This window comes from Aeromicrobium phragmitis, assembly GCF_003674095.1.
Lineage (GTDB): Bacteria > Actinomycetota > Actinomycetes > Propionibacteriales > Nocardioidaceae > Aeromicrobium > Aeromicrobium phragmitis.
In genome coordinates this window covers 256,714-276,273 of sequence record NZ_RDBF01000004.1, presented here as the reverse complement: position 1 = coordinate 276,273, position 19,560 = coordinate 256,714, and the positions used below count along the sequence as shown (strand labels likewise).

General features: G+C 69.6%; 22 protein-coding genes. 12 read left to right on the top strand and 10 right to left on the bottom strand.

The window, feature by feature from the left end:
• Window position 1: 1 nt before the first annotated feature.
• Window positions 2-103: a 30S ribosomal protein bS22 gene (locus tag D9V41_RS07795; RefSeq protein WP_019143756.1), complete on the bottom strand. Its 102-nt coding sequence runs from the start codon at window positions 101-103 to the stop codon at window positions 2-4.
• A 68-nt stretch (window positions 104-171) separates the two neighbouring features.
• On the bottom strand, window positions 172-357 hold the full coding sequence (locus D9V41_RS07790) for a helix-turn-helix domain-containing protein (RefSeq protein ID WP_121793978.1): 186 nt from the start codon (window positions 355-357) through the stop codon (window positions 172-174).
• A 192-nt stretch (window positions 358-549) separates the two neighbouring features.
• Here D9V41_RS07790 and D9V41_RS07785 point away from each other — a divergent pair, with 192 nt between their 5' ends.
• Window positions 550-969, top strand: a complete 420-nt coding sequence (locus D9V41_RS07785; RefSeq protein ID WP_121793977.1) for a ChaB family protein — start codon at window positions 550-552, stop codon at window positions 967-969.
• A 20-nt stretch (window positions 970-989) separates the two neighbouring features.
• The gene (locus tag D9V41_RS07780; protein WP_121793976.1) at window positions 990-1,331 is read left to right on the top strand and encodes a DUF3140 domain-containing protein; all 342 of its coding nucleotides are present in this window, start codon (window positions 990-992) and stop codon (window positions 1,329-1,331) included.
• Between the two features lie 4 nt (window positions 1,332-1,335).
• Here D9V41_RS07780 and D9V41_RS07775 read toward each other — a convergent pair whose 3' ends face one another.
• Both D9V41_RS07775 and proC read right to left on the bottom strand, forming a co-directional pair.
• Entirely contained in the window at window positions 1,336-2,517 is a 1,182-nt protein-coding gene (locus D9V41_RS07775) for an acetoin utilization protein AcuC (protein ID WP_121793975.1), read from the bottom strand.
• On the bottom strand, window positions 2,514-3,323 hold the full coding sequence (gene proC, locus D9V41_RS07770) for a pyrroline-5-carboxylate reductase (protein ID WP_121793974.1): 810 nt from the start codon (window positions 3,321-3,323) through the stop codon (window positions 2,514-2,516). The genes D9V41_RS07775 and proC overlap by 4 nt, the downstream gene beginning before the upstream one ends.
• A 22-nt stretch (window positions 3,324-3,345) precedes the next feature.
• On the opposite strand from proC, the gene D9V41_RS07765 reads away from it, so the two are divergent.
• On the top strand, window positions 3,346-4,305 hold the full coding sequence (locus tag D9V41_RS07765) for a bile acid:sodium symporter family protein (RefSeq protein ID WP_121793973.1): 960 nt from the start codon (window positions 3,346-3,348) through the stop codon (window positions 4,303-4,305).
• Here the strand turns inward: D9V41_RS07765 and D9V41_RS07760 are convergent.
• Complete coding sequence (locus tag D9V41_RS07760; protein ID WP_121793972.1) at window positions 4,281-5,084, bottom strand: sugar phosphate isomerase/epimerase family protein; 804 nt, start codon at window positions 5,082-5,084, stop codon at window positions 4,281-4,283. The genes D9V41_RS07765 and D9V41_RS07760 overlap by 25 nt on opposite strands.
• A gap of 40 nt (window positions 5,085-5,124) precedes the next feature.
• On the bottom strand, window positions 5,125-6,036 hold the full coding sequence (locus D9V41_RS07755) for a Ppx/GppA family phosphatase (protein ID WP_121793971.1): 912 nt from the start codon (window positions 6,034-6,036) through the stop codon (window positions 5,125-5,127).
• 41 nt (window positions 6,037-6,077) lie between these two features.
• Here D9V41_RS07755 and D9V41_RS07750 point away from each other — a divergent pair, with 41 nt between their 5' ends.
• The 5 genes from D9V41_RS07750 to disA all read left to right on the top strand — a co-directional run bounded on the left by D9V41_RS07750 (window position 6,078) and on the right by disA (window position 11,074).
• Window positions 6,078-6,821 (top strand): DUF3109 family protein, encoded by a 744-nt coding sequence (locus tag D9V41_RS07750; protein ID WP_121793970.1) that lies wholly within the window; start codon window positions 6,078-6,080, stop codon window positions 6,819-6,821.
• Between the two features lie 47 nt (window positions 6,822-6,868).
• The gene (locus tag D9V41_RS07745; protein ID WP_121793969.1) at window positions 6,869-7,507 is read left to right on the top strand and encodes a VOC family protein; all 639 of its coding nucleotides are present in this window, start codon (window positions 6,869-6,871) and stop codon (window positions 7,505-7,507) included.
• 627 nt (window positions 7,508-8,134) lie between these two features.
• Window positions 8,135-8,581: a hypothetical protein gene (locus tag D9V41_RS17560; RefSeq protein ID WP_133434138.1), complete on the top strand. Its 447-nt coding sequence runs from the start codon at window positions 8,135-8,137 to the stop codon at window positions 8,579-8,581.
• Window positions 8,582-8,635: 54 nt separating this feature from the next.
• Complete coding sequence (gene radA, locus D9V41_RS07735) at window positions 8,636-9,997, top strand: DNA repair protein RadA (RefSeq protein ID WP_121793967.1); 1,362 nt, start codon at window positions 8,636-8,638, stop codon at window positions 9,995-9,997.
• A 9-nt stretch (window positions 9,998-10,006) separates the two neighbouring features.
• Entirely contained in the window at window positions 10,007-11,074 is a 1,068-nt protein-coding gene (gene disA / locus D9V41_RS07730) for a DNA integrity scanning diadenylate cyclase DisA (RefSeq protein WP_481725498.1), read from the top strand.
• Here the strand turns inward: disA and D9V41_RS07725 are convergent.
• Both D9V41_RS07725 and D9V41_RS07720 read right to left on the bottom strand, forming a co-directional pair.
• A complete protein-coding gene (locus tag D9V41_RS07725) occupies window positions 11,065-11,565 on the bottom strand; it encodes a chloramphenicol phosphotransferase CPT family protein (RefSeq protein WP_121793965.1) in 501 nt (166 codons plus the stop codon). The genes disA and D9V41_RS07725 overlap by 10 nt on opposite strands.
• Entirely contained in the window at window positions 11,562-12,299 is a 738-nt protein-coding gene (locus D9V41_RS07720) for a hypothetical protein (protein WP_133434137.1), read from the bottom strand. The genes D9V41_RS07725 and D9V41_RS07720 overlap by 4 nt, the downstream gene beginning before the upstream one ends.
• A gap of 46 nt (window positions 12,300-12,345) precedes the next feature.
• On the opposite strand from D9V41_RS07720, the gene D9V41_RS07715 reads away from it, so the two are divergent.
• Window positions 12,346-13,239: an HhH-GPD family protein gene (locus tag D9V41_RS07715; protein ID WP_121793963.1), complete on the top strand. Its 894-nt coding sequence runs from the start codon at window positions 12,346-12,348 to the stop codon at window positions 13,237-13,239.
• 28 nt (window positions 13,240-13,267) lie between these two features.
• Here D9V41_RS07715 and D9V41_RS07710 read toward each other — a convergent pair whose 3' ends face one another.
• On the bottom strand, window positions 13,268-15,784 hold the full coding sequence (locus tag D9V41_RS07710) for an ATP-dependent Clp protease ATP-binding subunit (RefSeq protein WP_121793962.1): 2,517 nt from the start codon (window positions 15,782-15,784) through the stop codon (window positions 13,268-13,270).
• 133 nt (window positions 15,785-15,917) lie between these two features.
• A complete protein-coding gene (gene lysS / locus D9V41_RS07705) occupies window positions 15,918-17,375 on the bottom strand; it encodes a lysine--tRNA ligase (RefSeq protein WP_424922794.1) in 1,458 nt (485 codons plus the stop codon).
• Window positions 17,376-17,519: 144 nt separating this feature from the next.
• On the opposite strand from lysS, the gene D9V41_RS07700 reads away from it, so the two are divergent.
• From D9V41_RS07700 to D9V41_RS07690, 3 genes are read left to right on the top strand one after another with little or no spacing between them, the layout of a single operon-like run.
• Entirely contained in the window at window positions 17,520-18,080 is a 561-nt protein-coding gene (locus D9V41_RS07700; RefSeq protein WP_243697193.1) for a TetR/AcrR family transcriptional regulator, read from the top strand.
• On the top strand, window positions 18,073-18,795 hold the full coding sequence (locus tag D9V41_RS07695) for an ABC transporter ATP-binding protein (protein WP_121793960.1): 723 nt from the start codon (window positions 18,073-18,075) through the stop codon (window positions 18,793-18,795). Before D9V41_RS07700 ends, D9V41_RS07695 begins: the two co-directional genes overlap by 8 nt.
• Window positions 18,792-19,559 (top strand): ABC transporter permease, encoded by a 768-nt coding sequence (locus D9V41_RS07690; protein WP_121793959.1) that lies wholly within the window; start codon window positions 18,792-18,794, stop codon window positions 19,557-19,559. The genes D9V41_RS07695 and D9V41_RS07690 overlap by 4 nt, the downstream gene beginning before the upstream one ends.
• Window position 19,560 lies beyond the last annotated feature (1 nt).

Sequence of the window (19,560 nt, the reverse complement as noted above, 5' to 3'; positions counted from 1 at the left end):
CTTACTTACCCAGGCGGCGGCGCTGCACTCGCGTGCGCTTGAGCATCTTGCGGTGCTTCTTCTTCGACATGCGCTTGCGGCGCTTCTTGATGACAGAACCCACGGATTCACCTTCGGTCACGACGGAGACAGGACGATCGCTCCAGGATACGACGCAAGGCGATGCCTGGCTCATCCGGCCTGATAGAAGGACTTCTCCAGATAGTCGCTCAGCGCCTGCTCGCTCACCCGGAACGACCGTCCGACCCGGACGGCCTCCAGCTCACCGGAGTGCACGAGCCGGTACACGGTCATCTTGGACACGCGCATCCGCTCGGCGACCTCAGCCACGGTGAGGAAGTCGGGTTCTTTCGCCATCGGTGGTCACCAACCTTCGGGGGGACACGCGCGCTCTCCGGCTTCCCCACCGGAGAGTCCGCGCGTGCTTGCCCTTGAGCCTAGTGGGTGCTGATGCCTGAGTGAAAGGTGTGAGCCGAACTCGTCCACCCAGCGAGCGGCTCGAGAGGCGTCGTCGGGGCGGCGCGGCGATGATGGGGACAGGAGGTCGATATGCCGAAGACGACACGCGCGGGCAAGGCCCGCCGCGACGAACTCCCCTCGACCCTGCAGCGTTCCGATGCCAAGGCCCAGCGGACCTTCGCTGCGGCACACGACTCGGCGATGCAGGAGTACGGCGACGAGGAACGTGCGTACCGCGTTGCGTATGCCGCTCTGAAGCACACGCATGAGAAGGTCGGCGACCGCTGGCAGCCCAAGGAGGAGAGCGGGCCGTCGGACCGGCAGGCCGAGGGCGGCTACGACACCGACCGGGAGACCGCGGACGGCGTGAACGCGAACGCCTCGAAACAGCACCTCTACGAGCTCGCCCGGCAGTTGGACGTGCCGGGACGGTCCCGGATGACCAAGGACGAGCTCGTCGAAGCCGTCCGCAAGGCCAACGCCCGAGAAACCCGCCGCGCGCGGGAGTGACGAGAGGAAGGAGATCACCGATGGCAGAGACCGACGTGAGCGACGAACTCTGGCAGCAGTTCCACGACGTGGTGAACATGACCTCGCGCGAGCTGCGCGACTGGTTGGCGACCGACGCCGCCGGGACGGACACCGAGACGCTTCCCGATCAGGCGGGCGATGATGTGTCGCGGACCGTCCTGGAGATCCTGGGCAAACGGCGCACCGACCTCACGACGCACGATGCCGACGTCATGCAGCGCGTCGTCGACGAGGTGACCGCCGAACGCGGCGCCGAGCCCGAACCGACCGCGGGCGATGCGGCCTGGCGCCACCGGCTGATGTCGCTCGGCCACGACCCCCTCAAGGACGCGACGGCCTGAGCGGTCAGAGGGTCGGGTCGAGACCGTTGAGGGGGAAGGCCTCGGTCCGCGTGGCGTGGATCGACCGGTCCAGCCAGCTCGCCGGGTCGTAGCCTTCCTCCCACGGCCGGAACCGAGCACGCCGGCCGTCGGTCATGCGCCGCGGCGCCGGTTGACCGCGCAGACGTTCGACGTCGGCACGCCACCGGTCGGGAGTGGGCGTCTCGGGGTCGAGCGGACGGCCCGCGACGATCGAGAGCAGGTGCGCCCAGGCGCGCGGAACGACGTCGACCACGGCGTAACCGCCACCGCCGGTCGCGATCCACTTGCCGCCGGTCAGCTCCTCGGCGAGGTCGCGGACCGCGAGGTAGGACGCGCGCTGTCCGTCCACGCTCAGCATGAGGTTGGTGAGCGGGTCGTCCATGTGCGAGTCGCAGCCGTGCTGGCTGACGATGATGTCGGGCTCGAACTCGCGGATCAGCGGCGGCACCACCGCGTGGAAGGCCCGCAGCCACCCCGCGTCCGACGTGCCCGGCGGGAGCGGGACGTTGACCGCCGATCCTTCGGCGCCCTTGGCACCGACCTCCGTGGAGTAGCCCGTGCCCGGGAACAGCGTCTGGGGCGACTCGTGCAGCGAGACCGTGAGGACGCGGGGATCGTGGTAGAACATCGCCTGCACGCCGTCGCCGTGGTGGGCGTCGACGTCGATGTAGGCGATCTTCTGGGCGCCGTTGTCGAGGAGCCAGCGGATCGCCATCGCAAGATCGTTGTAGATGCAGAAGCCGCTCGCCCGGCCGGGCATGGCGTGATGCAGCCCGCCGCTGACGTTGATGGCGCGGGACCGCTCCCCCGTCCAGACGAGCCGTGCCGCTTCGACACTCGCGCCGGCGATCAGCGAACTCGCCTCGTGCATGCCGCCGAACACCGGGTTGTCGTCGCCGCCGAGCCCGATCGAGAGATCGGCGTGGGTCGGATGCTTACTGAGGTTGAGGACCCGCTCGATGTACTGAGGCGTGTGCACGAGCGCGAGGTCGTCCTCCGTGCAGGGTCGGGCACCGACGATGTCGAGCTGGTCCAGCACGCCCAGTTCCCGCGCGAGTTGCATGGTCAGCTTCACGCGGACCGGTGCCATGGGGTGCGACGGCCCGAAGTCGTAATCGGTCAGGTGCTCGTCGAAGACGACGCAGGCCCGGCCCTGGTCGCTCATCCGGCCAGCTCCCGGGCTCGGGCGGCGGCCGCGGCGACACCCGCCCTCAGCGCGGCAGCAGCGCCCTGCTCGTCGAACGTCGTCGTGGCGGCGTGTGTCGTGCCGTTGGGTGAGGTGACGCGTCGGCGCAGTTCCTCGGGAGATTCCTGGGACCCGGCCAGCAGCGCCGCCGCCCCGACGAGGGTCTGTTCGGTGAGCTCGCGAGCCGTCTGAGGGTCGAGGCCCGCGGCGACGCCACCGTCGATCATCGCTTCGGCCAGGTAGAAGAGGTACGCGGGGCCGGAGCCCGAGACCGCGGTGACCGCGTCCTGCTGTGATTCGTCGACGACCGCGACCCGGCCTGCGGTGCTCAGCAGCTCGACGACGAGATCGAGCTGCTCGGCGCTGACGCTGCTCCCGGCCGAGACGCCGAACATCCCCTGGCCGATCACCGCCGGCGTGTTGGGCATCGCCCGCACCACGGCCACGCCGTCATGCAAAGCGGTCTCGATCGACCCGGTCGTGATCCCGGCGGCGACGGAGACGACCACAGCGTCCGAGCGCACGGCATCGGCGATCTGCTGGACCGCGTCGGCGACGTGGTGCGGTTTGACGGCGAGGATGACCACGGTGGCGCCGGCCACCGCCCGTGCCGAGTCCGCGCTCTCGATGCCGTACCGCTCGGTGAGCTCGGCGGCGCGCTCGGCTTGCGGCTCGCTCACCGTCAGCTGCTCGACTCCCGCCGACCGCAGCGCGGCGATGAGCGTTTCGCCCATCACGCCACCGCCGATCACCGCGACCTGCAATCCGGAGGTGAGAGTGCTCATGCCCTGAGACTAGTCTCACCCCGTGCGCCTTCGGCTCGACCCCTTCATCGTCGCCCTGCTCACGGTCGCCCTCACCGGCGTACTGTTCCCGGCCCAGGGTCGCGCCCTCGACGCCGTCCAGACCGTGTCGTTGGCGGTCATCGCCGGGCTCTTCTTCCTCTACGGGGCTCGACTCTCGACCACGGAGGCGCTAGCAGGCGCCGCCCGATGGCGCGTCCACATCGTCATCGTGACGATCACGTTCGTCCTGTTCCCCGCGCTCGGACTCGCGGTCGAGTGGGTTGCCGCCGCCTGGTGGTCCGCTCCGCTCGCCTCGGGGCTGCTGCTGTTGTGCCTCGTGCCCTCGACGGTGCAGGGATCGGTGGCGTTCACCGGCATCGCCGGTGGGGACCGCGCGGTGGCCGTGGTCGCGGCATCGTTGTCGAACCTGCTCGGCGTCGTCATCACGCCGCTGCTGGTGGCGGTGCTGATGGGCGGCGACTCTCACGTGACGTTCGGCTCGGTCGCCCGCATCGTCGGGCTGCTACTGGTCCCGTTCCTGCTCGCCCAGATCCTGCGGCGCTGGTGGGTCGGCGGTTTCGTCGCCCGGCACCACACCCTCCTGAAGGGCTACGACCGCGGGAGCATCCTCTTCGTCGTCTACGTGGCGTTCTCCAGCGGAACCAACGCCGGCGTGTGGTCGGCCGTGAGCTGGGTGGACGGCGCGGTCCTGCTGGCGATCGTCGCGGCGCTGCTGATCCTCGGCCTGGGAGTCGCGGCACTGCTGGCCCGGCCGTACGAACGGCCGCAACGGATCGCCATCCTCTTCTGCGGTTCCAACAAGTCCCTCGCGTCCGGCCTTCCGATGGCGACCGTGCTCCTGCCACCGGATCAGGTGGCCCTGCTGATCCTGCCGCTCATGGCCTACCACCAGTTGCAGCTCATCACCTGCACGCTGCTGGCGAACCGGATCGCCCGTCAGGACGGCAACGCCACGGCGTGAAGCCGGGCGTACGCGAGCGCCTCCAGCAGGTCGTTCTCCCGGGCATCGCCGTCGGCGGCCTTCCGCGTGCTGATCTCGACCACCACCTGACCGTCGAAGCCGGCTTCCGCGAGCTCCTCGAGGAACTCGGCGCACGGCTGGGTCCCGCGCCCGGGCACGAGATGTTCGTCCTTGCCCGACCCGGTGCCGTCGGCGAGGTGGATGTGGCGCAGCCGCGGTCCGAGGTCGCGCGCCATGGCGACGGGGTCGGCGTGCGCGGTCGCGGTGTGGGAGAGATCGAGGGTGACGTGCGCGTAGTCGTACGGGGTCGGGTCCCAGTCGGGGGCGTACGCCTGGAACTCTCGCTTGCCGCTGCGCCACGGGTACATGTTCTCGACGGCGAAGTCGAGGCCCTCGTACTGCTCCTCCAGCGCGGCGATCCCCTCCACGAAGCCGCGGGCGTAGTCGCGTTGCCATCGGAACGGCGGATGGACGACGACCACCTCGGCGCCCAACTCGAGGGCCATCTCCGCGCTGCGGTGCAGCTTGCCCCACGGCTCGAGGCCCCAGATGCGTTGCGTGAGCAGGAGACAGGGCGCGTGAACGGACCCGACCCGGATGCCGTGGGTCTCCGAGAGCACTCGCACCGCGTTGATGTCGGTGCTGATCTCGTCGATGCCCACCATGACCTCCACCGCGTCATATCCCAGACGCGCCGCGGCGTCGAAGCCGGCGGCGGTGGAGTCGGGGTAGACCGACGATGTCGAGAGCGACACCGTGATCGGCGGGGTGTCCTTCACTTCACCCAGATTAGTCCGAAGCCGGTGAGCCGTCGGCCGGTCACAAGTGGTCCAGATACTCGATGAGCACGCCCTCGCGCAGCGCCCAGGGACAGATCTCCAGCTCCTCGACGCCGAACAGGTCCATCGTGGCCTCCGCGACCACCGCGCCGGCCCGCATCTGATGGGCGCGGTCGGTGGACACCCCCGGCATCGCCGCGATCTCCTCGGTCGAGCAGGTCGCCAGGTCATCGACGAGCCGGGTGAGTTGACGGCGTTCCAGCGTGCGGCGGACGTACGGTCCTTCCGTCGACGGGGCCGCTCCGCACATGCGGGCGAGGGAACGGAACGTCTTGCTCGTGGCGACGGCTCGGTCGAACGCCCCGCCCCGCAGCAGAGGGCCCGCGGCCTGACCGATCTCGCGGCGCACGGCGAGGCGGAGATCGGGGACGGAGACGCCCTGGTCGAGCCGTTCGCGGGTGAGCCGCCCGGCTCCCAGCGGCAGCGACGAGACGACCTCGGGCTGTTCGTCGGTGCCGGCTGCGAGTTCGAGCGATCCGCCGCCGATGTCGAAGACGCCCAGCCGCCCCGACGACCACCCGAACCACCGACGTACCGCGAGGAAGGTCAAGCGCGCCTCGTCCTCGCCGGGCAGCACCTGGAGGTCCAGGTGGGTCGCCTCGTTGACCGCGGCGATGACCGCGTCGGCGTTCACCGCGTCGCGGACGGCGGAGGTGGCGAAGGCGAGCACCGTGTCGCACCCCTTCTCCGCGGCCTCGTCGGTGGCCGAGACCGCGTACTTGACGAGCCGGGCGATGCCTTCGTCGCTCACCCGCTGCTCGGTATCGAGGTGCTCGGCGAGCCGCAGGGGCTCCTTGAACGAGTGAGCAGGCACCGGCGGGCCGCCCCGGAAGGCGTCGACGATGAGCAGATGCCCCGTGTTGGAGCCGATGTCGAGGACACCCATGCGCATACCCCGTAGTCTCGCACCCTTCGCGCACCTACAGTGGAGCGATGCCGGAGATCGACTTGGGCTTTCCCCGCTCGTTCGTCGAGTTCGCCAATCCCGACGACCCGTCGGAGCGGTTCCGCTGCGACCTGACCTGGCTCACGTCGCGATGGACGTGCATCTTCGGTCAGGGCTGTCCCGGCATCGATTCGGCCTCGCCCGACGCGGGCTGCTGTGCGCTCGGTGCGCACTTCAGCGACGACGAGGACGTCGCCCGTGTCGCGGCCTTCGTCGAGCGCCTCGACCCGACCGAGTGGGAACTGCACGACGAAGGACACGCCCGGGGCTGGACCGAGACCGACGACGAGGGCGAGGTGAAGACGAGGGTCGTCGACGGCGCCTGCATCTTCCACAACTCGGCCGGCTTTCGTGGCGGGTACGGGTGCGCCCTGCACGCCCATGCCCTCGCGACCGGCCTCGAACCGCTCGAGACCAAACCCGACGTGTGCTGGCAGCTGCCGTTGCGCCGCCAGTTCCGCGAGGTCGATGCGGGCGACGGCGAGGTCTACACCGAGGTCACGATCGCCGAGTACACCCGGGCGGGATGGGGCCCGGGCGGTGCGCACCTGGACTGGTACTGCTCGTCGAACACCGAGGCCCACGTCGGCCGCGATCCGGTGTACGTGTCCTACCGGGCAGAACTCGTCGCGCTCATGGGCGAGGCGGGGTACGACGCTCTGCGCGGGCACTGCGAGCGGTTCGAGGCGGCCGGTCGCCCGCAGCCTCACCTCGCCGACCCCATCGGCTGAAGCCACCCGGGTCTCCGGCGCTGGTCGCGCGCCAGTAACAATGCCGTATGCATCTGGACCACGTGATCTTCGCGGTCGGCCCGAGCGGCCTCGCCCAGACGACCGCCGAGCTGAGCGAGCGCCTCGGCGCCCCGTTCCTCGACGGCGGCGTGCACCCGAGGTTCGGGACGCGCAACATGATCTTGCCGCTCGCCAACCGTCAGTACCTCGAGGTCGTCGAGGTGCTCGAACACCCCGCCGCCGAGAAGGCCGCGTTCGGCCAGGCGGTTCGCGCGCGCTCGGAGATGGGCGGCGGCTGGCTCGGCTGGTGCATCGCCGTCGACGACATCACCCCCGTCGAGCGCCGGATCGGCCGTCACGCCGTGCCGGGCAACCGCCATCGTCCCGACGGGTTCAATCTTGAGTGGGTGCAGATCGGCACCAGCTCGATGAAGGCCGACCCGCAGCTGCCTCAGGTCCTGCAGTGGCTGATCGACTCCGACGAGCACCCCTCGCAGATGGCCCCGACCGACATCGCGCTGGTGGCGCTGGAGATCGCCGGCAGCCCCGAGCGAGTGTCCGACTGGCTCGGGGAGGGCGCGATCAAGACTCTCGAGCAGATCGAGGTCCGGTGGGTCGCCCCGAACGCACTCCCCGGCATCACCGTGGCGGAGTTCTCCACACCGCAGGGTCTCGTCCGCCTCTGAGCGAGCGACCGAGCTTGGCCGCTCGGATGACTCGTCGGAGGATCTGCTAGAGCGCCGGTCTCGTGCACCAGCCTTGACGACCCAAAAGCCTGAGAAGGCGGACACAAGATCCCCGAAGCCTGATTTCCGCATTGCGCTTGACAACCAAGAAGTGGAAAGTTCATGCTCATTTCACGTCATTTGGAGGTCACGATGCAGCGTCAATTGACAGTGATCGCTTTATCAGCGTTTGCGCTCGGCGTCAGCTCCGGAATTGCTCACGCGGGAGTTGCCAACGGTTCCTGGGGTAATTTTAGTCACGGATACGCTTATCAGGGTCGTTCCACCATCATCACGAACCCCGGCACGGCATCTTCGCAGACATTCACAGCACGAGCCTCCGGAACTGCCGCCGCTGGTTACATGGGCGGCAGCCCCCGGATGTACCGATCGTCAGGGTCACTCGTTTGCACCGCGGGCTGGCGATACAACGCCTCGGCCACGTCAATTATGGACGTACGTGGATGTAATAGGAGTGGGAGCGGCTCTTGGTACACCTACGGTCAGGTACGAGGATTTAATGGCTCCTCCTATGCAACCTACACACCTCCTCGGTCTCCCAACCAGAACTCGTGAAAGGAGCGGTCCATGAGGACACTCACGAATCCATCGCGGACCAGCACCGCTCTGCTCCTTGCAGCCGGACTTGCCCTAGGAGGGTTCTTCGCCGGCTCGAGTGTCGCCGGCGCGGGATCTGCGGGCGAAGCCGGGCCGGAGTCCAGCAGCTCGGTACCCACATTCGCCGTCAACGATCGAGGACAGACATACGGTTCGGAGTTCGGCGTGCCCTTCGAGGACCGACCAGATCTCATTCAAGCCGAGGGGACCGACGGGACCGAGGGATACGTCTCGCGAGAACTCCTCGACGAAGTGACCGGGGCTGACGTCGCCAATCCGCAGGAAGCGATCGAATATCAGGAAGCCCAACGGCGTGCTACGACGAACGAGGTCACCGTCCCCCTCCTAGCTCGCGACGGAGTCACGGTGGTCGGCGAGTTCGCGATCGACATGAACCCGGTGGTCACCGAACGTTGACGTCGACCTCGTGCGCCTCTGAGCTGTGTCGGTCCAGGCGCCTAGGCTGACGCCATGGCCAAACTGACCAAGCCCGCGTACGCCTGCGCCGAGTGCGGCTGGACCACGAGCAAGTGGGTCGGCCGCTGCGGCGAGTGCCAGGCGTGGGGCACGGTCGACGTCGCCGGAGGCAGCTCCCGCACGGCCCGCACCAGCGCTGCGCCCGTCGCGGCCCCCGCCGTGCCGATCACCGAGATCGGTGTCGAATCGGCGTCGGCCACCGGCTCGGGTATCGCCGAACTCGACCGCGTCCTCGGCGGCGGCGTCGTCCCCGGCGCGGTGATGCTGATGGCCGGCGAGCCGGGTGTCGGCAAGTCGACCCTGCTCCTGGAGGTCGCCGCGCGCTGGGCCCGCGCCGGACGTCGCACCCTGTACGTGTCCGGCGAGGAATCGGCCGCCCAGGTGCGCCTGCGCGCCGAGCGCACCGGCGCGCTGCACGACGAGCTCTTCCTCGCCGCCGAGACCGACCTCGGCGCCCTGCTCACTCACATCGACGAGGTCAAGCCCAGTCTGCTGATCGTCGATTCGGTGCAGACCATCGGCTCGGCCGATATCGAGGGCGTGCCCGGCGGGGTCACGCAGGTGCGCGAGGTCGCCACGACCGTCATCGGCCGGGCCAAGGCTGAGAGCATCGCGACGCTCCTCGTCGGCCACGTCACCAAGGACGGCTCGGTCGCCGGTCCCCGTGTGCTCGAGCACCTCGTCGACGTGGTCCTGCAGTTCGAGGGTGACCGCACTTCGCGGCTCCGGCTGCTGCGCGCGGTCAAGAACCGCTTCGGGCCGGTCGACGAGATCGGCTGCTTCGATCTGGTCGATCACGGCATCGTCGAGGTGCCCGACCCCACGGGCCTGTTCGTCACCCGCCACGAGCGGCCGGTGTCCGGCACCTGCATCACCGTGACGATGGAGGGCCGGCGCCCCCTGCTCGCCGAGGTCCAGGCGCTCACGGTCGATGCCACGACACCGTCGCCCCGGCGCACCTCCAGCGGGCTGGATTCCTCGCGCATCGCGATGGTGCTCGCCGTGCTGACCAAACACGCACGCCTGCCGCTCGGCAAGTTCGACGTCTACACCGCCTCGGTGGGCGGAGCCCGGCTGCACGAACCGGCCGTCGATCTCGCGGCCGCGCTCGCGATGTACTCCGCGATCTCCGACGCCCCGCTCCCGGCTCAACTCGTCGCCGTCGGCGAGGTCGGCCTGGCCGGCGAGGTGCGTCCGGTCAGCAACGCCGCCGCCCGGCTGCGTGAGGCGGCCCGGATCGGTTTCACCCACGCCATCGTGCCCGCGGGCACCGAGGGACTCGATGCCGTCCGCGGTCAGCTGACGATCGTCGACGTTCCGCATATCTCTGCCGCTATCGCCGCGACCCGCCGGTAGGCTGTGCCCGTGGCTCTGTCCAGCGACCTGCGCAGCGCCCTCGCCTCCGTCGCCCCGGGCACGGCACTGCGCGAGGGTCTCGAGCGCATCCTCCGCGGCCGCACCGGCGCGCTCGTCGTCGTGGGCATGGACCGCGAGGTCGAAGCCATCTCCACCGGCGGCTTCGTGCTCGATGTGCCGTTCACCGCGACCGGGCTGCGCGAACTGGCCAAGATGGACGGTGCGATCATCGTCGACGCCACCGCCTCGCGCATCCTCCGCGCCGGCGTGCACCTGATGCCTGATGCCACGATCGCGACCGAGGAGACCGGCACCCGGCACCGCACGGCCGACCGCGTCGCCCGGCAGACCGGCTTCCCGGTCATCTCGGTCTCGGCCTCGATGCACATCATCGCCTTGTACCTCGGCGAGACGCGCTACGTCTTGGAGGGCACGGCCACCGTCATCAGCCGCGCCAACCAGGCGCTGCAGACCCTCGAGCGGTACCGCACCCGGCTCGACGAGGTGTCCGATGCGCTGTCCGCGCTCGAGATCGAGGACCTGGTGACGGTGCGCGACGTCGCCGCCGTGGCGCAGCGCATGGAGATGGTCACCCGGATCGCCAACGAGATCGACGGATTCGTGCTGGAACTCGGTACCGACGGCCGGCTGCTGGCGCTGCAGCTCGATGAGCTCGTCGGCGGCGTCGAGGCCGAGCGCGCTCTGGTGATCCGCGACTACTTGCCGCAGACCCGGCGCAAGCTCACTCCCGATGACGTCCTGGCCGACCTCGCCGCCGTCACGGCGAGCGATCTCGTCGACCTCGGTACGGTCGCCACCGCGCTGCGGATCGGCGACGCCGACAGCCTCGACGCGGCGCTCTCGCCTCGTGGCTACCGCCTGCTCGCCCGCATCCCGCGGTTGCCCAATACCGTCGTCGAGCGGCTCATCGCGCATTTCGGCTCCCTGCAGCGGCTGCTCGCCGCGAGCCTCGACGACCTCCAGGCGGTCGAGGGCGTGGGCGACCTGCGCGCTCGCGGCGTCCGCGAGGGTCTGTCCCGCCTCGCGGAGTCCAGCATCCTGGAACGTTACGTCTGAGCGCCGTCGCGCCGCTGCCACGCGTCGACGAGGAGACGCGCGTTGTCCTCGGGCGGCCGGGTGCCGTCGAGATCGAGGTGATAGTCGCGGAAGCCGTGGACCGTCTCGAGGTCGCGCCGCGCGTCCCCCACGCGCCGATCGCCCCGCGCCCGTTCGCGCTGCTCCAGCACCGCGAGCGGCGCGTGCAGGCCGACCCAGAACACGTCGATGCCCTGCAGTGCCGTGGTCAGGTCGGCGAATCCCTGAGGCGTCTCGACGATGTAGTCCGAGATGACGTCCACGCCCTGTTCGCTGAACACTCGGTAGGTGCGGTGGAACGCGGCGAAGAACGCGTCACGCACCTCGTGCCAGCCGGGCGGCAGAGCATCGCGGAAGTACAGATCGGCGCTGTGGTACAGGAAGGGCGACGGAAGGACCTGCTGCGCCGCGCGGCACAGGGTGCTCTTGCCGGCGCTCGACGCGCCGTGGACCAGGATCAGCCGGCCGGTCACGGAGCGGGGGGCTGCTCGGGCTGCGGCTCACCCTCCGGCTGCGGCTCACCTTCCGGCTGCGGCTCACCTTCCGGCTGCGGCTCGCCCTCGCCCTCGGGCTCCGGCTCTGGGCGCGGTTCGGCGAGGCGGAAGGTGGCCTCACCCGGTTCGCCGCCGAGAGTCCCGAGCTGAATCGTGTATTCCCCTGCGTTGGCGAAACCTTCGCCGTCGCTGCAGGTGGCACCCGACCCACGGCCGCTCCACTCGACGGAGGCCTGGGTGGCCCATCCCTCGGGAACGGCGATCGGCTCGGAGACGAACGGTTGGCGGCATACCGTCGAGTCGTAGACGGGAGTGCCGCCGCTGGAGATGACGACGAGCAGTTGAGCGTCCTCCGGCGACAGCACACATCCGGAACCGTCGACGGTCGAGACCAGCAGCTCGACGGTCACCGCCTCCCCGGAGTGCTGGCCGTCGGCCACCGCCGGCATGATCCGGATGTTCTCGGGCGCACAGGTGCCCTCGGCGGCCGGGAGCGCCACCGGCACGAGATCCGTCGGCTCGGGTGACGGTTCGGGCGAAGGGCTCGGGGACGCCGTCGCCGCTGACGTCGGCGTCGCGGCGCCGGCTGGCTCGTCGCGATCGTTGACCCACCCCACGATCTGGAGAACGAGCCAGACAAGGCCGATCAGCAGCGCCAGGAGGAGCAGACGGCGCCGCCAGTAGATCTCTGCGGGCAAGGGTCCTCGGGGCACGGTCACACGCTACCGATTCTGCCTGGCGTGAGAGGATCGACGCGCCATGGACCCACAGCTGAGCTCTCTGCACGACGACGTCCTGGCCTGGTTCGCCGAGCACCGACGCGACCTGCCGTGGCGTGGACGCGACGGCGGACGTCCGGACCCGTGGGCCGTCATGGTCTCGGAGTTCATGCTCCAGCAGACCCCGGTCGCGCGCGTGCTTCCGGTGTTCGAGGCGTGGATGGAGGTGTGGCCCGCCGCGGCCGATTTGGCCGCGGCGACGACGGGTGACGCGGTCCGCGCCTGGGGCCGGCTCGGGTATCCACGGCGCGCGCTGCGGCTGCACGCCGCCGCCACGGCCATCGTCCACCAGCACGCTGGGCGGGTGCCGGACACCTACGAGGCGCTGCTCGAGCTTCCCGGGGTCGGCGACTACACGGCGGCCGCGATCGCCTCGTTCGCTTACGGCCGCCGCATGCTCGTGCTCGACACCAACGTCCGGCGCGTCTTCAGCCGCGTGGTCCGCGGCCAGCAGTATCCGCCGCGTTCCGTCACCTCCGAGGAGCGCCGACTCGGCCAGGAACTGATGCCGGTCGAAGGGGCCGACGTGTGGGCTGCGGCGACGATGGAACTCGGCGCCCTCGTCTGCACGGCCCGCGCACCGCGCTGTGATGCGTGCCCGATCGTCGATCGGTGCGCCTGGCGCGCCGCCGGCTACCCGCAGGGCGAGCAGCCCAAGGGGCAGACGTGGCACGGCACCGACCGTCAAGTCCGCGGCCGGCTGCTGGCGGTGTTGCGCGAATCCCCCGAGCCCGTGCTCAAGGGGGCGCTCGACGCGGTATGGGACGACGCCGGGCAACGGGACCGCTGCCTGGCCGGTCTCCTCGACGACGGCCTCGTGGAGCTCGTCGCGGACGACGTCTTCGCGTTGCCCGGACACGACGAAGGGCGGTGACCCTCAGGTCACCGCCCTTCGTTCAGGATCACTCCTCGGAGCCGCCCGTACCGGCCTCGACGGCCGGTCGCACGCCCTCGAGCTCAAGGTCGGCCTTGTCGGTGCCGGTGAAGGTGAAGCGGGCGTCGGCGCCCTCTCCCTCCACGTCGACCAGGACGATCTGACCGGCCCGCAGCTCGCCGTAGAGCAGCTTCTCGGCGAGAGCGTCCTCGATCTCGCGCTGCACGGTGCGACGCAGCGGGCGCGCACCGAGCACCGGGTCGAAGCCGCGCTCGGCCAGCTTCTCCTTGGCGGCCGTGGTGAGCTCGACGCTCATGTCCTTCTCGGACAGGCGCTCCTCCAGGGCACCGACCATCATGTCCACCATCTGCAGGATCTCGTCCTGTGTCAGCGGCGGGAACACGATGACCTCGTCGACGCGGTTGAGGAACTCCGGACGGAAGTGCTGCTTGAGCTCCGTCGCGACGCGCTCCTTCATCTTCTCGTACGTACCCGCGGTGTCGCCGGCCTGAGCGAAGCCCAGGTTGACGCCCTTGGAGATCTCCCGCGCACCGAGGTTGGTGGTCATGATGATCACGGCGTTCTTGAAGTTGATGACGCGACCCTGACCGTCGGTGAGGTGACCTTCCTCGAGGATCTGCAACAGCGAGTTGAAGATGTCGGGGTGGGCCTTCTCGATCTCGTCGAAGAGCACGACGCTGAACGGCTTGCGGCGCACCTTCTCGGTGAGCTGACCGCCCTCGTCGTAGCCGACGTAACCCGGAGGCGAGCCGAAGAGCCGCGAGACGGTGTGCTTCTCGCTGAACTCGCTCATGTCGAGCTGGATCAGCGCGTCGTCGTCGCCGAACAGGAAGTTGGCGAGCGCCTTGGACAGCCACGTCTTACCGACACCGGACGGACCGGCGAAGATGAACGAACCGCCGGGGCGCTTCGGGTCCTTCAGGCCGGCACGGGTACGACGGATCGCCCGGGACAGTGCCTTGATGGCCTCGTCCTGACCGATGACCCGCTTGTGCAGCTCCTCCTCCATGTGGAGCAGTCGCGTGGACTCCTCCTCGCTGAGCTGGCCCACGGGAATGCCGGTCGCCTTGGCGAGGACCTCGGCGATGAGGTGCTCGTCGACGATCGCGACGGAGTCGAGGTCGCCGGACTTCCAGGCACGCTCACGCTCCGCCTTGGCGTGGATGAGCTTCTTCTCCTCGTCGCGCAAGCTGGCGGCGAGCTCGAAGTCCTGGGCGTCGATCGCGCCCTCCTTGCGGCGGCGGACGTCGGCGATCTTCTCGTCGAACTCCTTGAACTCCGGCGGCGTGGCCGAGCGACGGATGCGCAGGCGCGCGCCGGCCTCGTCGATGAGGTCGATCGCCTTGTCCGGCAGGAAACGGTCCGAGACGTAACGGTCGGCCATCGTCGCCGCCGCCGACAGCGCGTCATCGGTGATCGACACGCGGTGGTGTGCCTCGTAACGGTCGCGCAGGCCCTTGAGGATCTCGACGGTGTCGGTGACCGAGGGCTCGTTGACCATGACCGGCTGGAAGCGGCGGTTGAGCGCCGCGTCCTTCTCGAAGTGCTTGCGGTACTCGTCGAGCGTCGTGGCGCCGATGGTCTGCAGCTCGCCGCGAGCCAGCATCGGCTTGAGGATGCTGGCGGCGTCGATCGCGCCCTCGGCGGCACCCGCACCCACGAGGGTGTGGATCTCGTCGATGAACAAGATGATGTCGCCGCGCGTACGGATCTCCTTGAGCACCTTCTTGAGGCGCTCCTCGAAGTCACCGCGATACCGCGACCCGGCCACGAGAGCGCCGAGGTCGAGCGTGTAGATCTGCTTGTCCTTCAGCGTCTCCGGCACGTCGCCGCGGATGATGTCCTGTGCCAGCGACTCGACGACGGCGGTCTTGCCGACGCCGGGCTCGCCCACGAGCACCGGGTTGTTCTTGGTACGGCGGCTGAGCGTCTGCATGACGCGCTCGGCCTCGTCGTCGCGACCGATGACGGGATCGAGCTTGCCTTCGCGGGCCGCCTGGGTGAGGTTGCGGCCGAACTGGTCCAGCACGGCCGACGACGCCGGAGCGGGCTCGGACGCAGTGCCGGCCGCCTCGGACTCCTTGCCCTGGAACCCGCTGACCAGCTGGATGACCTGCTGGCGCACGCGGTTGAGATCGGCGCCCAGCTTGACGAGCACCTGGGCTGCGACGCCCTCACCCTCGCGGATGAGGCCGAGCAGGATGTGCTCGGTGCCGATGTAGGTGTGGCCGAGCTGCAGGGCCTCGCGGAGGCTGAGCTCGAGCACCTTCTTGGCGCGCGGTGTGAACGGAATGTGACCGCTCGGTGCCTGCTGGCCCTGGCCGATCATGTCCTCGACCTGACCACGGACGGCATCGAGCGAGATGTCCAGGCTCTCCAGGGCCTTGGCAGCGACGCCTTCGCCCTCGTGGATGAGGCCGAGCAGGATGTGCTCGGTCCCGATGTAGTTGTGGCTGAGCATGCGCGCTTCTTCCTGCGCGAGCACCACGACACGTCGGGCCCGGTCGGTGAATCTCTCGAACATGGCGTCCCCTCTGCTGGACTGTTCGTACAAGTCTAGTCGCCGGGCGATGGACCCGGCTCGGTTGTCCAGACGCTTAACTCAACTGTCACACCCTCCCAGGTGTTCCGCTGTTCGCCCTGAGCGGAATCGGCCGCTACTCGCGCCGCGAGATCGGGAAGAGGATGGCCTCGCGGATGCCGATGCCCTGCAACAGCATGACGAGCCGGTCGACCCCGAGCCCCATGCCGCCGGCGGGCGGCATGCCGAACTCGAGCGCGCGCAGGAAGTCCTCGTCGACGTCCATCGCCTCGGGATCACCGGCGGCGGCGAGGCGCGCCTGCTCCTCGAGGCGCTCGCGCTGGATGACGGGGTCGTTCAGCTCCGAGTACGCGGGTGAGAGCTCGACCCCGTTGATGATGAGGTCCCACGCCTCCACGAGGCCCGGTACGGAGCGATGCCGCTTGGCCAGCGGGCGCACGGACTCGGGGTAGTCGCACACGAACGTGGGCTGGATGAGGGTGTGCTCGACGAGCTTCTCGAACAGCTCCAGCAGCACCTCGCCGGCGCCCCAGTGGTCCTGCAGGGCGACGTCGTGCCGCTCGGCGAGTGCGACGAGGTCCTCCTCGGTCGTCGTCGGGGTAACGTCGGCTCCCGTGGCCTCCGCGACGAGCTCGTGGATCGTGGCCCGGCGCCAGGGGGCCTCGAGGTCGATCGTTCCGCCGTCGCGCGCGGGGACGACGGTCTTACCGACAGCGCGGGCGGCGTTGACGACGAGGTCGCGGGTGAGCTCGGCCATCGTGTCGTAGCTGCCGTACGCCTCGTAGGCCTCGAGCATCATGAACTCGGGGTTGTGGGTGTTGTCGACGCCCTCGTTCCGGAAGGTCTTGCCGATCTCGTAGACCTTGTCGATGCCGCCGACGAGCGCGCGCTTGAGGTGCAGCTCGAGCGCGATGCGCAGGAGCGCGTCCTCGTCGAAGGCGTTGACGTGGGTGTCGAACGGACGCGCCGCGGCGCCGCCGTTGGTGTGCTGCAGGACCGGCGTCTCGACCTCGATGTACCCGCGATCGTCCAGCGTGGCACGGAGGGACTTGAGGACGGCGGCCTTGACCCGGACGTTCTCGCGCGCCTCCGGCCGCACGATGAGGTCGACGTACCGCATCCGCGAGCGGGCCTCGTCCGAGAGCGGCTTGTGCTCGACCGGGAGCGGGCGCACCGTCTTGGCGGCCAGGCGCCACGATGTGGCCATGACCGACAGCTCACCGCGCCGGCTGGTGATCACCTCGCCGGTGACTTGCAGGTGGTCACCGATGTCGACGAGCTGCTTGAACTCGCCGAGCCGCTCCTCGCCGACCTCCGCCAGCGAGAGCATCGCCTGGATCTCGGTGCCGTCGCCCTCGCGCAGCCGGACGAAGCACAGCTTGCCGGTGTTGCGCAGGAAGATGACGCGACCGGCGATCGCCGCGGTGACGCCGGTGTGGTGGTCGGGGCCGAGTCCCTCGGCGTCGTAGGACTCGACGATCTCGCGGATGGTGTGGGTCCGCTCGACGGTCACCGGGTAGGGGTCCTCGCCCGCGTCGAGGATGCGCTGCCGCTTCTCACGACGGACCCGCATCTGCTCGGGAAGGTCGTCCTCGGTCTCGGGGCTCTGCGGCACGTCGGTCACGAGGCCCCATCCTACGGAAGGAACGGGTGCTGCTCGCCGGGTGCGGCCACCCCCGACATCCGCAACCGAATGTTAGTGACTAACATTGGACGCGTGACCCCGATACGCAAGGCCGAGCGGACTCGCGAGCGTCTGGCCGAGCACGCCCTCGACCTCTTCGAGACGCAGGGGTACGAGGCCACCACCGTGGCCCAGATCGCCGCCGCAGCAGGCGTGACGGAGATGACGTTCTTCCGCCATTTCCGCACCAAGGAGGCGGTCGTCCTGACCGATCCCTACGACCCGGTGATCGCCGCCGGCATCCGGCGCCGCCCGCTCGACGAACCGCCCTTGCACCGCGCGGTGCGCGGCCTGCGCGAGACGTTCGCGCAGCTTCCCGAACCCGACGTGGACATGGTGCGGCGGCGGGTCCGGTTGATCGCCCGCACTCCCGTCCTGCGCGCGGCCGTCACGCGGCACAACGACGTCACCGAGAGCGCGATCGCCGATGCGCTCGCCGGGCCCGAGGAGGACGCCCTCGCCGCTCGCGTGAGCGCCGCGGTGGTACTCGCCGCCCTGACGGTGGGTCTGTACGCCTGGGCGGAGCACGCCGAGGGCAGCCTCGGGGAGTTCATCGAGCGCGCTCTCGCCGTGCTGGAGCCGGACCATGCCTGACCGGTTGAGCGTCGACGACGCGCGGTACGACTTCGGCGCGGGGGCGGGCCTTTTCGGCGCGAGTCTCACCGTCGCACCCGGGGAGATCCATGCGGTGGTCGGCTTGAACGGTTCGGGCAAGACGACGCTCATGAGGGCGGTCGTCGAGATGATCCGGCTGACCTCGGGCCGCGTGCGGGTCGACGGCGTCGACGTGACGTCACTTCGCGCGCGGGATTGGGCACGCGTCGGTCACGTCATCGAACAGCCCTTCGCCTATCCCGAACACACCGTGCGCGCGAACCTCGAGATGGCGGCCCTCCTGCACGGCGTCGGCGACGAGCTCACCGCGACGGTCGACCGGGCCTTGGGCGAACTGGGCATCGAGAAGTTCGCCGGGGTCCTCGCGCGCCGCCTCTCCCTCGGGAACCGGCAGCGTCTCGGCATCGCAGCCGCGCTTCAGCACCGACCCACGCTGATCATGCTCGACGAACCCACCAACGCCCTCGATCCGGCAGGCGTGATCCTCGTGCGGGAGGCCTTGCTGCGGCACGCCGCGCGAGGCGCCGGGATCCTCGTGTCCAGCCACCATCTCGACGAAGTCGCCCGCGTCGCGCACCGGATCTCGGTGTTCAACCGCGGCCGGGTCGTCGGTGCTCTCGACCCGAGCGGCCGCGACCTCGAACGCACCTTCTTTCGGATCGTGCACGCGGACGACGAGAGCAGGACGTCATGAGCGGCATCGGTTCGGCCCTGCGGGTGGAGTTCCGCAAGAGCCTGGCGTCCCCGGTGCTACGCGCCATCACAGTGTTCGTGGTCGTCGGCATCGCCCTGCTCAGCGGTGCGCTGGTGTCTGCCGCGCTCGCAGGGAACGCCCAGGTCACGGCGCAACTCGGGCACCTCGCGGGCACGACAGGATGGCCCTTGCTGACCGGCCTGGTCGCGCAAGTCACCGCCGCCGGCGGCCTGCTCGCGTTCGGCGTCGCACTGAGCTGGATGTTCGGCCGCGAATTCGCCGAGGGGACGATCGCCGGCCTGTTCGGCCTGCCGGTCACGCGGGCCTCGATCGCTGCGGCCAAGCTCCTCGTCTACGCGGGCTGGGTGGTCGGCGTGTCCGCGGGGCTCGTCATCCTCGTCGCCGGCGCGGGGATGGCGCTCGGCCTCGGCACCGTCGACGCCGGGGTGATCGAGAGCCTCGCTCGCCAGTTCATCCTCACCGTGCTCAGCGGCCTTCTGGCCGTTCCCGCCGCGTGGGCCGCGACACTCGGTCGCGGTTATCTTCCGGGCGTCGCGGGCACCATCGGCCTCCTCGCGCTCGCACAGATCGCGGTCGTCGCCGATACGAGAGTCGCGGCCTGGTTGCCGATCGCGGCACCAGCACTCTGGGCGCTCTTCCCCGACCAGGTCGATCACTGGCAACTCCTCGCCGCGCTCGCCGTGCCCCTGGCCTTCGGGGTCCTCACGATTCGTTCGTGGAGGCGGCTTCGGTTCGATCGCTGAC

What these genes read in the sequence shown, in the direction of transcription:
- radA (WP_121793967.1), top strand. Translation starts at nt 8,636, where the DNA reads ATGGCCAAACTGACCAAGCCCGCGTACGCCTGCGCCGAGTGCGGCTGG.
- D9V41_RS07785 (WP_121793977.1), top strand. Translation starts at nt 550, where the DNA reads ATGCCGAAGACGACACGCGCGGGCAAGGCCCGCCGCGACGAACTCCCC.
- D9V41_RS17560 (WP_133434138.1), top strand. Translation starts at nt 8,135, where the DNA reads ATGAGGACACTCACGAATCCATCGCGGACCAGCACCGCTCTGCTCCTT.
- D9V41_RS07745 (WP_121793969.1), top strand. Translation starts at nt 6,869, where the DNA reads ATGCATCTGGACCACGTGATCTTCGCGGTCGGCCCGAGCGGCCTCGCC.
- D9V41_RS07755 (WP_121793971.1), bottom strand. Translation starts at nt 6,036, where the DNA reads ATGCGCATGGGTGTCCTCGACATCGGCTCCAACACGGGGCATCTGCTC.
- proC (WP_121793974.1), bottom strand. Translation starts at nt 3,323, where the DNA reads ATGAGCACTCTCACCTCCGGATTGCAGGTCGCGGTGATCGGCGGTGGC.
- D9V41_RS07710 (WP_121793962.1), bottom strand. Translation starts at nt 15,784, where the DNA reads ATGTTCGAGAGATTCACCGACCGGGCCCGACGTGTCGTGGTGCTCGCG.
- lysS (WP_424922794.1), bottom strand. Translation starts at nt 17,375, where the DNA reads ATGCGGGTCCGTCGTGAGAAGCGGCAGCGCATCCTCGACGCGGGCGAG.
- D9V41_RS07790 (WP_121793978.1), bottom strand. Translation starts at nt 357, where the DNA reads ATGGCGAAAGAACCCGACTTCCTCACCGTGGCTGAGGTCGCCGAGCGG.
- D9V41_RS07695 (WP_121793960.1), top strand. Translation starts at nt 18,073, where the DNA reads ATGCCTGACCGGTTGAGCGTCGACGACGCGCGGTACGACTTCGGCGCG.
- D9V41_RS07780 (WP_121793976.1), top strand. Translation starts at nt 990, where the DNA reads ATGGCAGAGACCGACGTGAGCGACGAACTCTGGCAGCAGTTCCACGAC.
- D9V41_RS07715 (WP_121793963.1), top strand. Translation starts at nt 12,346, where the DNA reads ATGGACCCACAGCTGAGCTCTCTGCACGACGACGTCCTGGCCTGGTTC.
- D9V41_RS07775 (WP_121793975.1), bottom strand. Translation starts at nt 2,517, where the DNA reads ATGAGCGACCAGGGCCGGGCCTGCGTCGTCTTCGACGAGCACCTGACC.
- D9V41_RS07750 (WP_121793970.1), top strand. Translation starts at nt 6,078, where the DNA reads ATGCCGGAGATCGACTTGGGCTTTCCCCGCTCGTTCGTCGAGTTCGCC.
- D9V41_RS07690 (WP_121793959.1), top strand. Translation starts at nt 18,792, where the DNA reads ATGAGCGGCATCGGTTCGGCCCTGCGGGTGGAGTTCCGCAAGAGCCTG.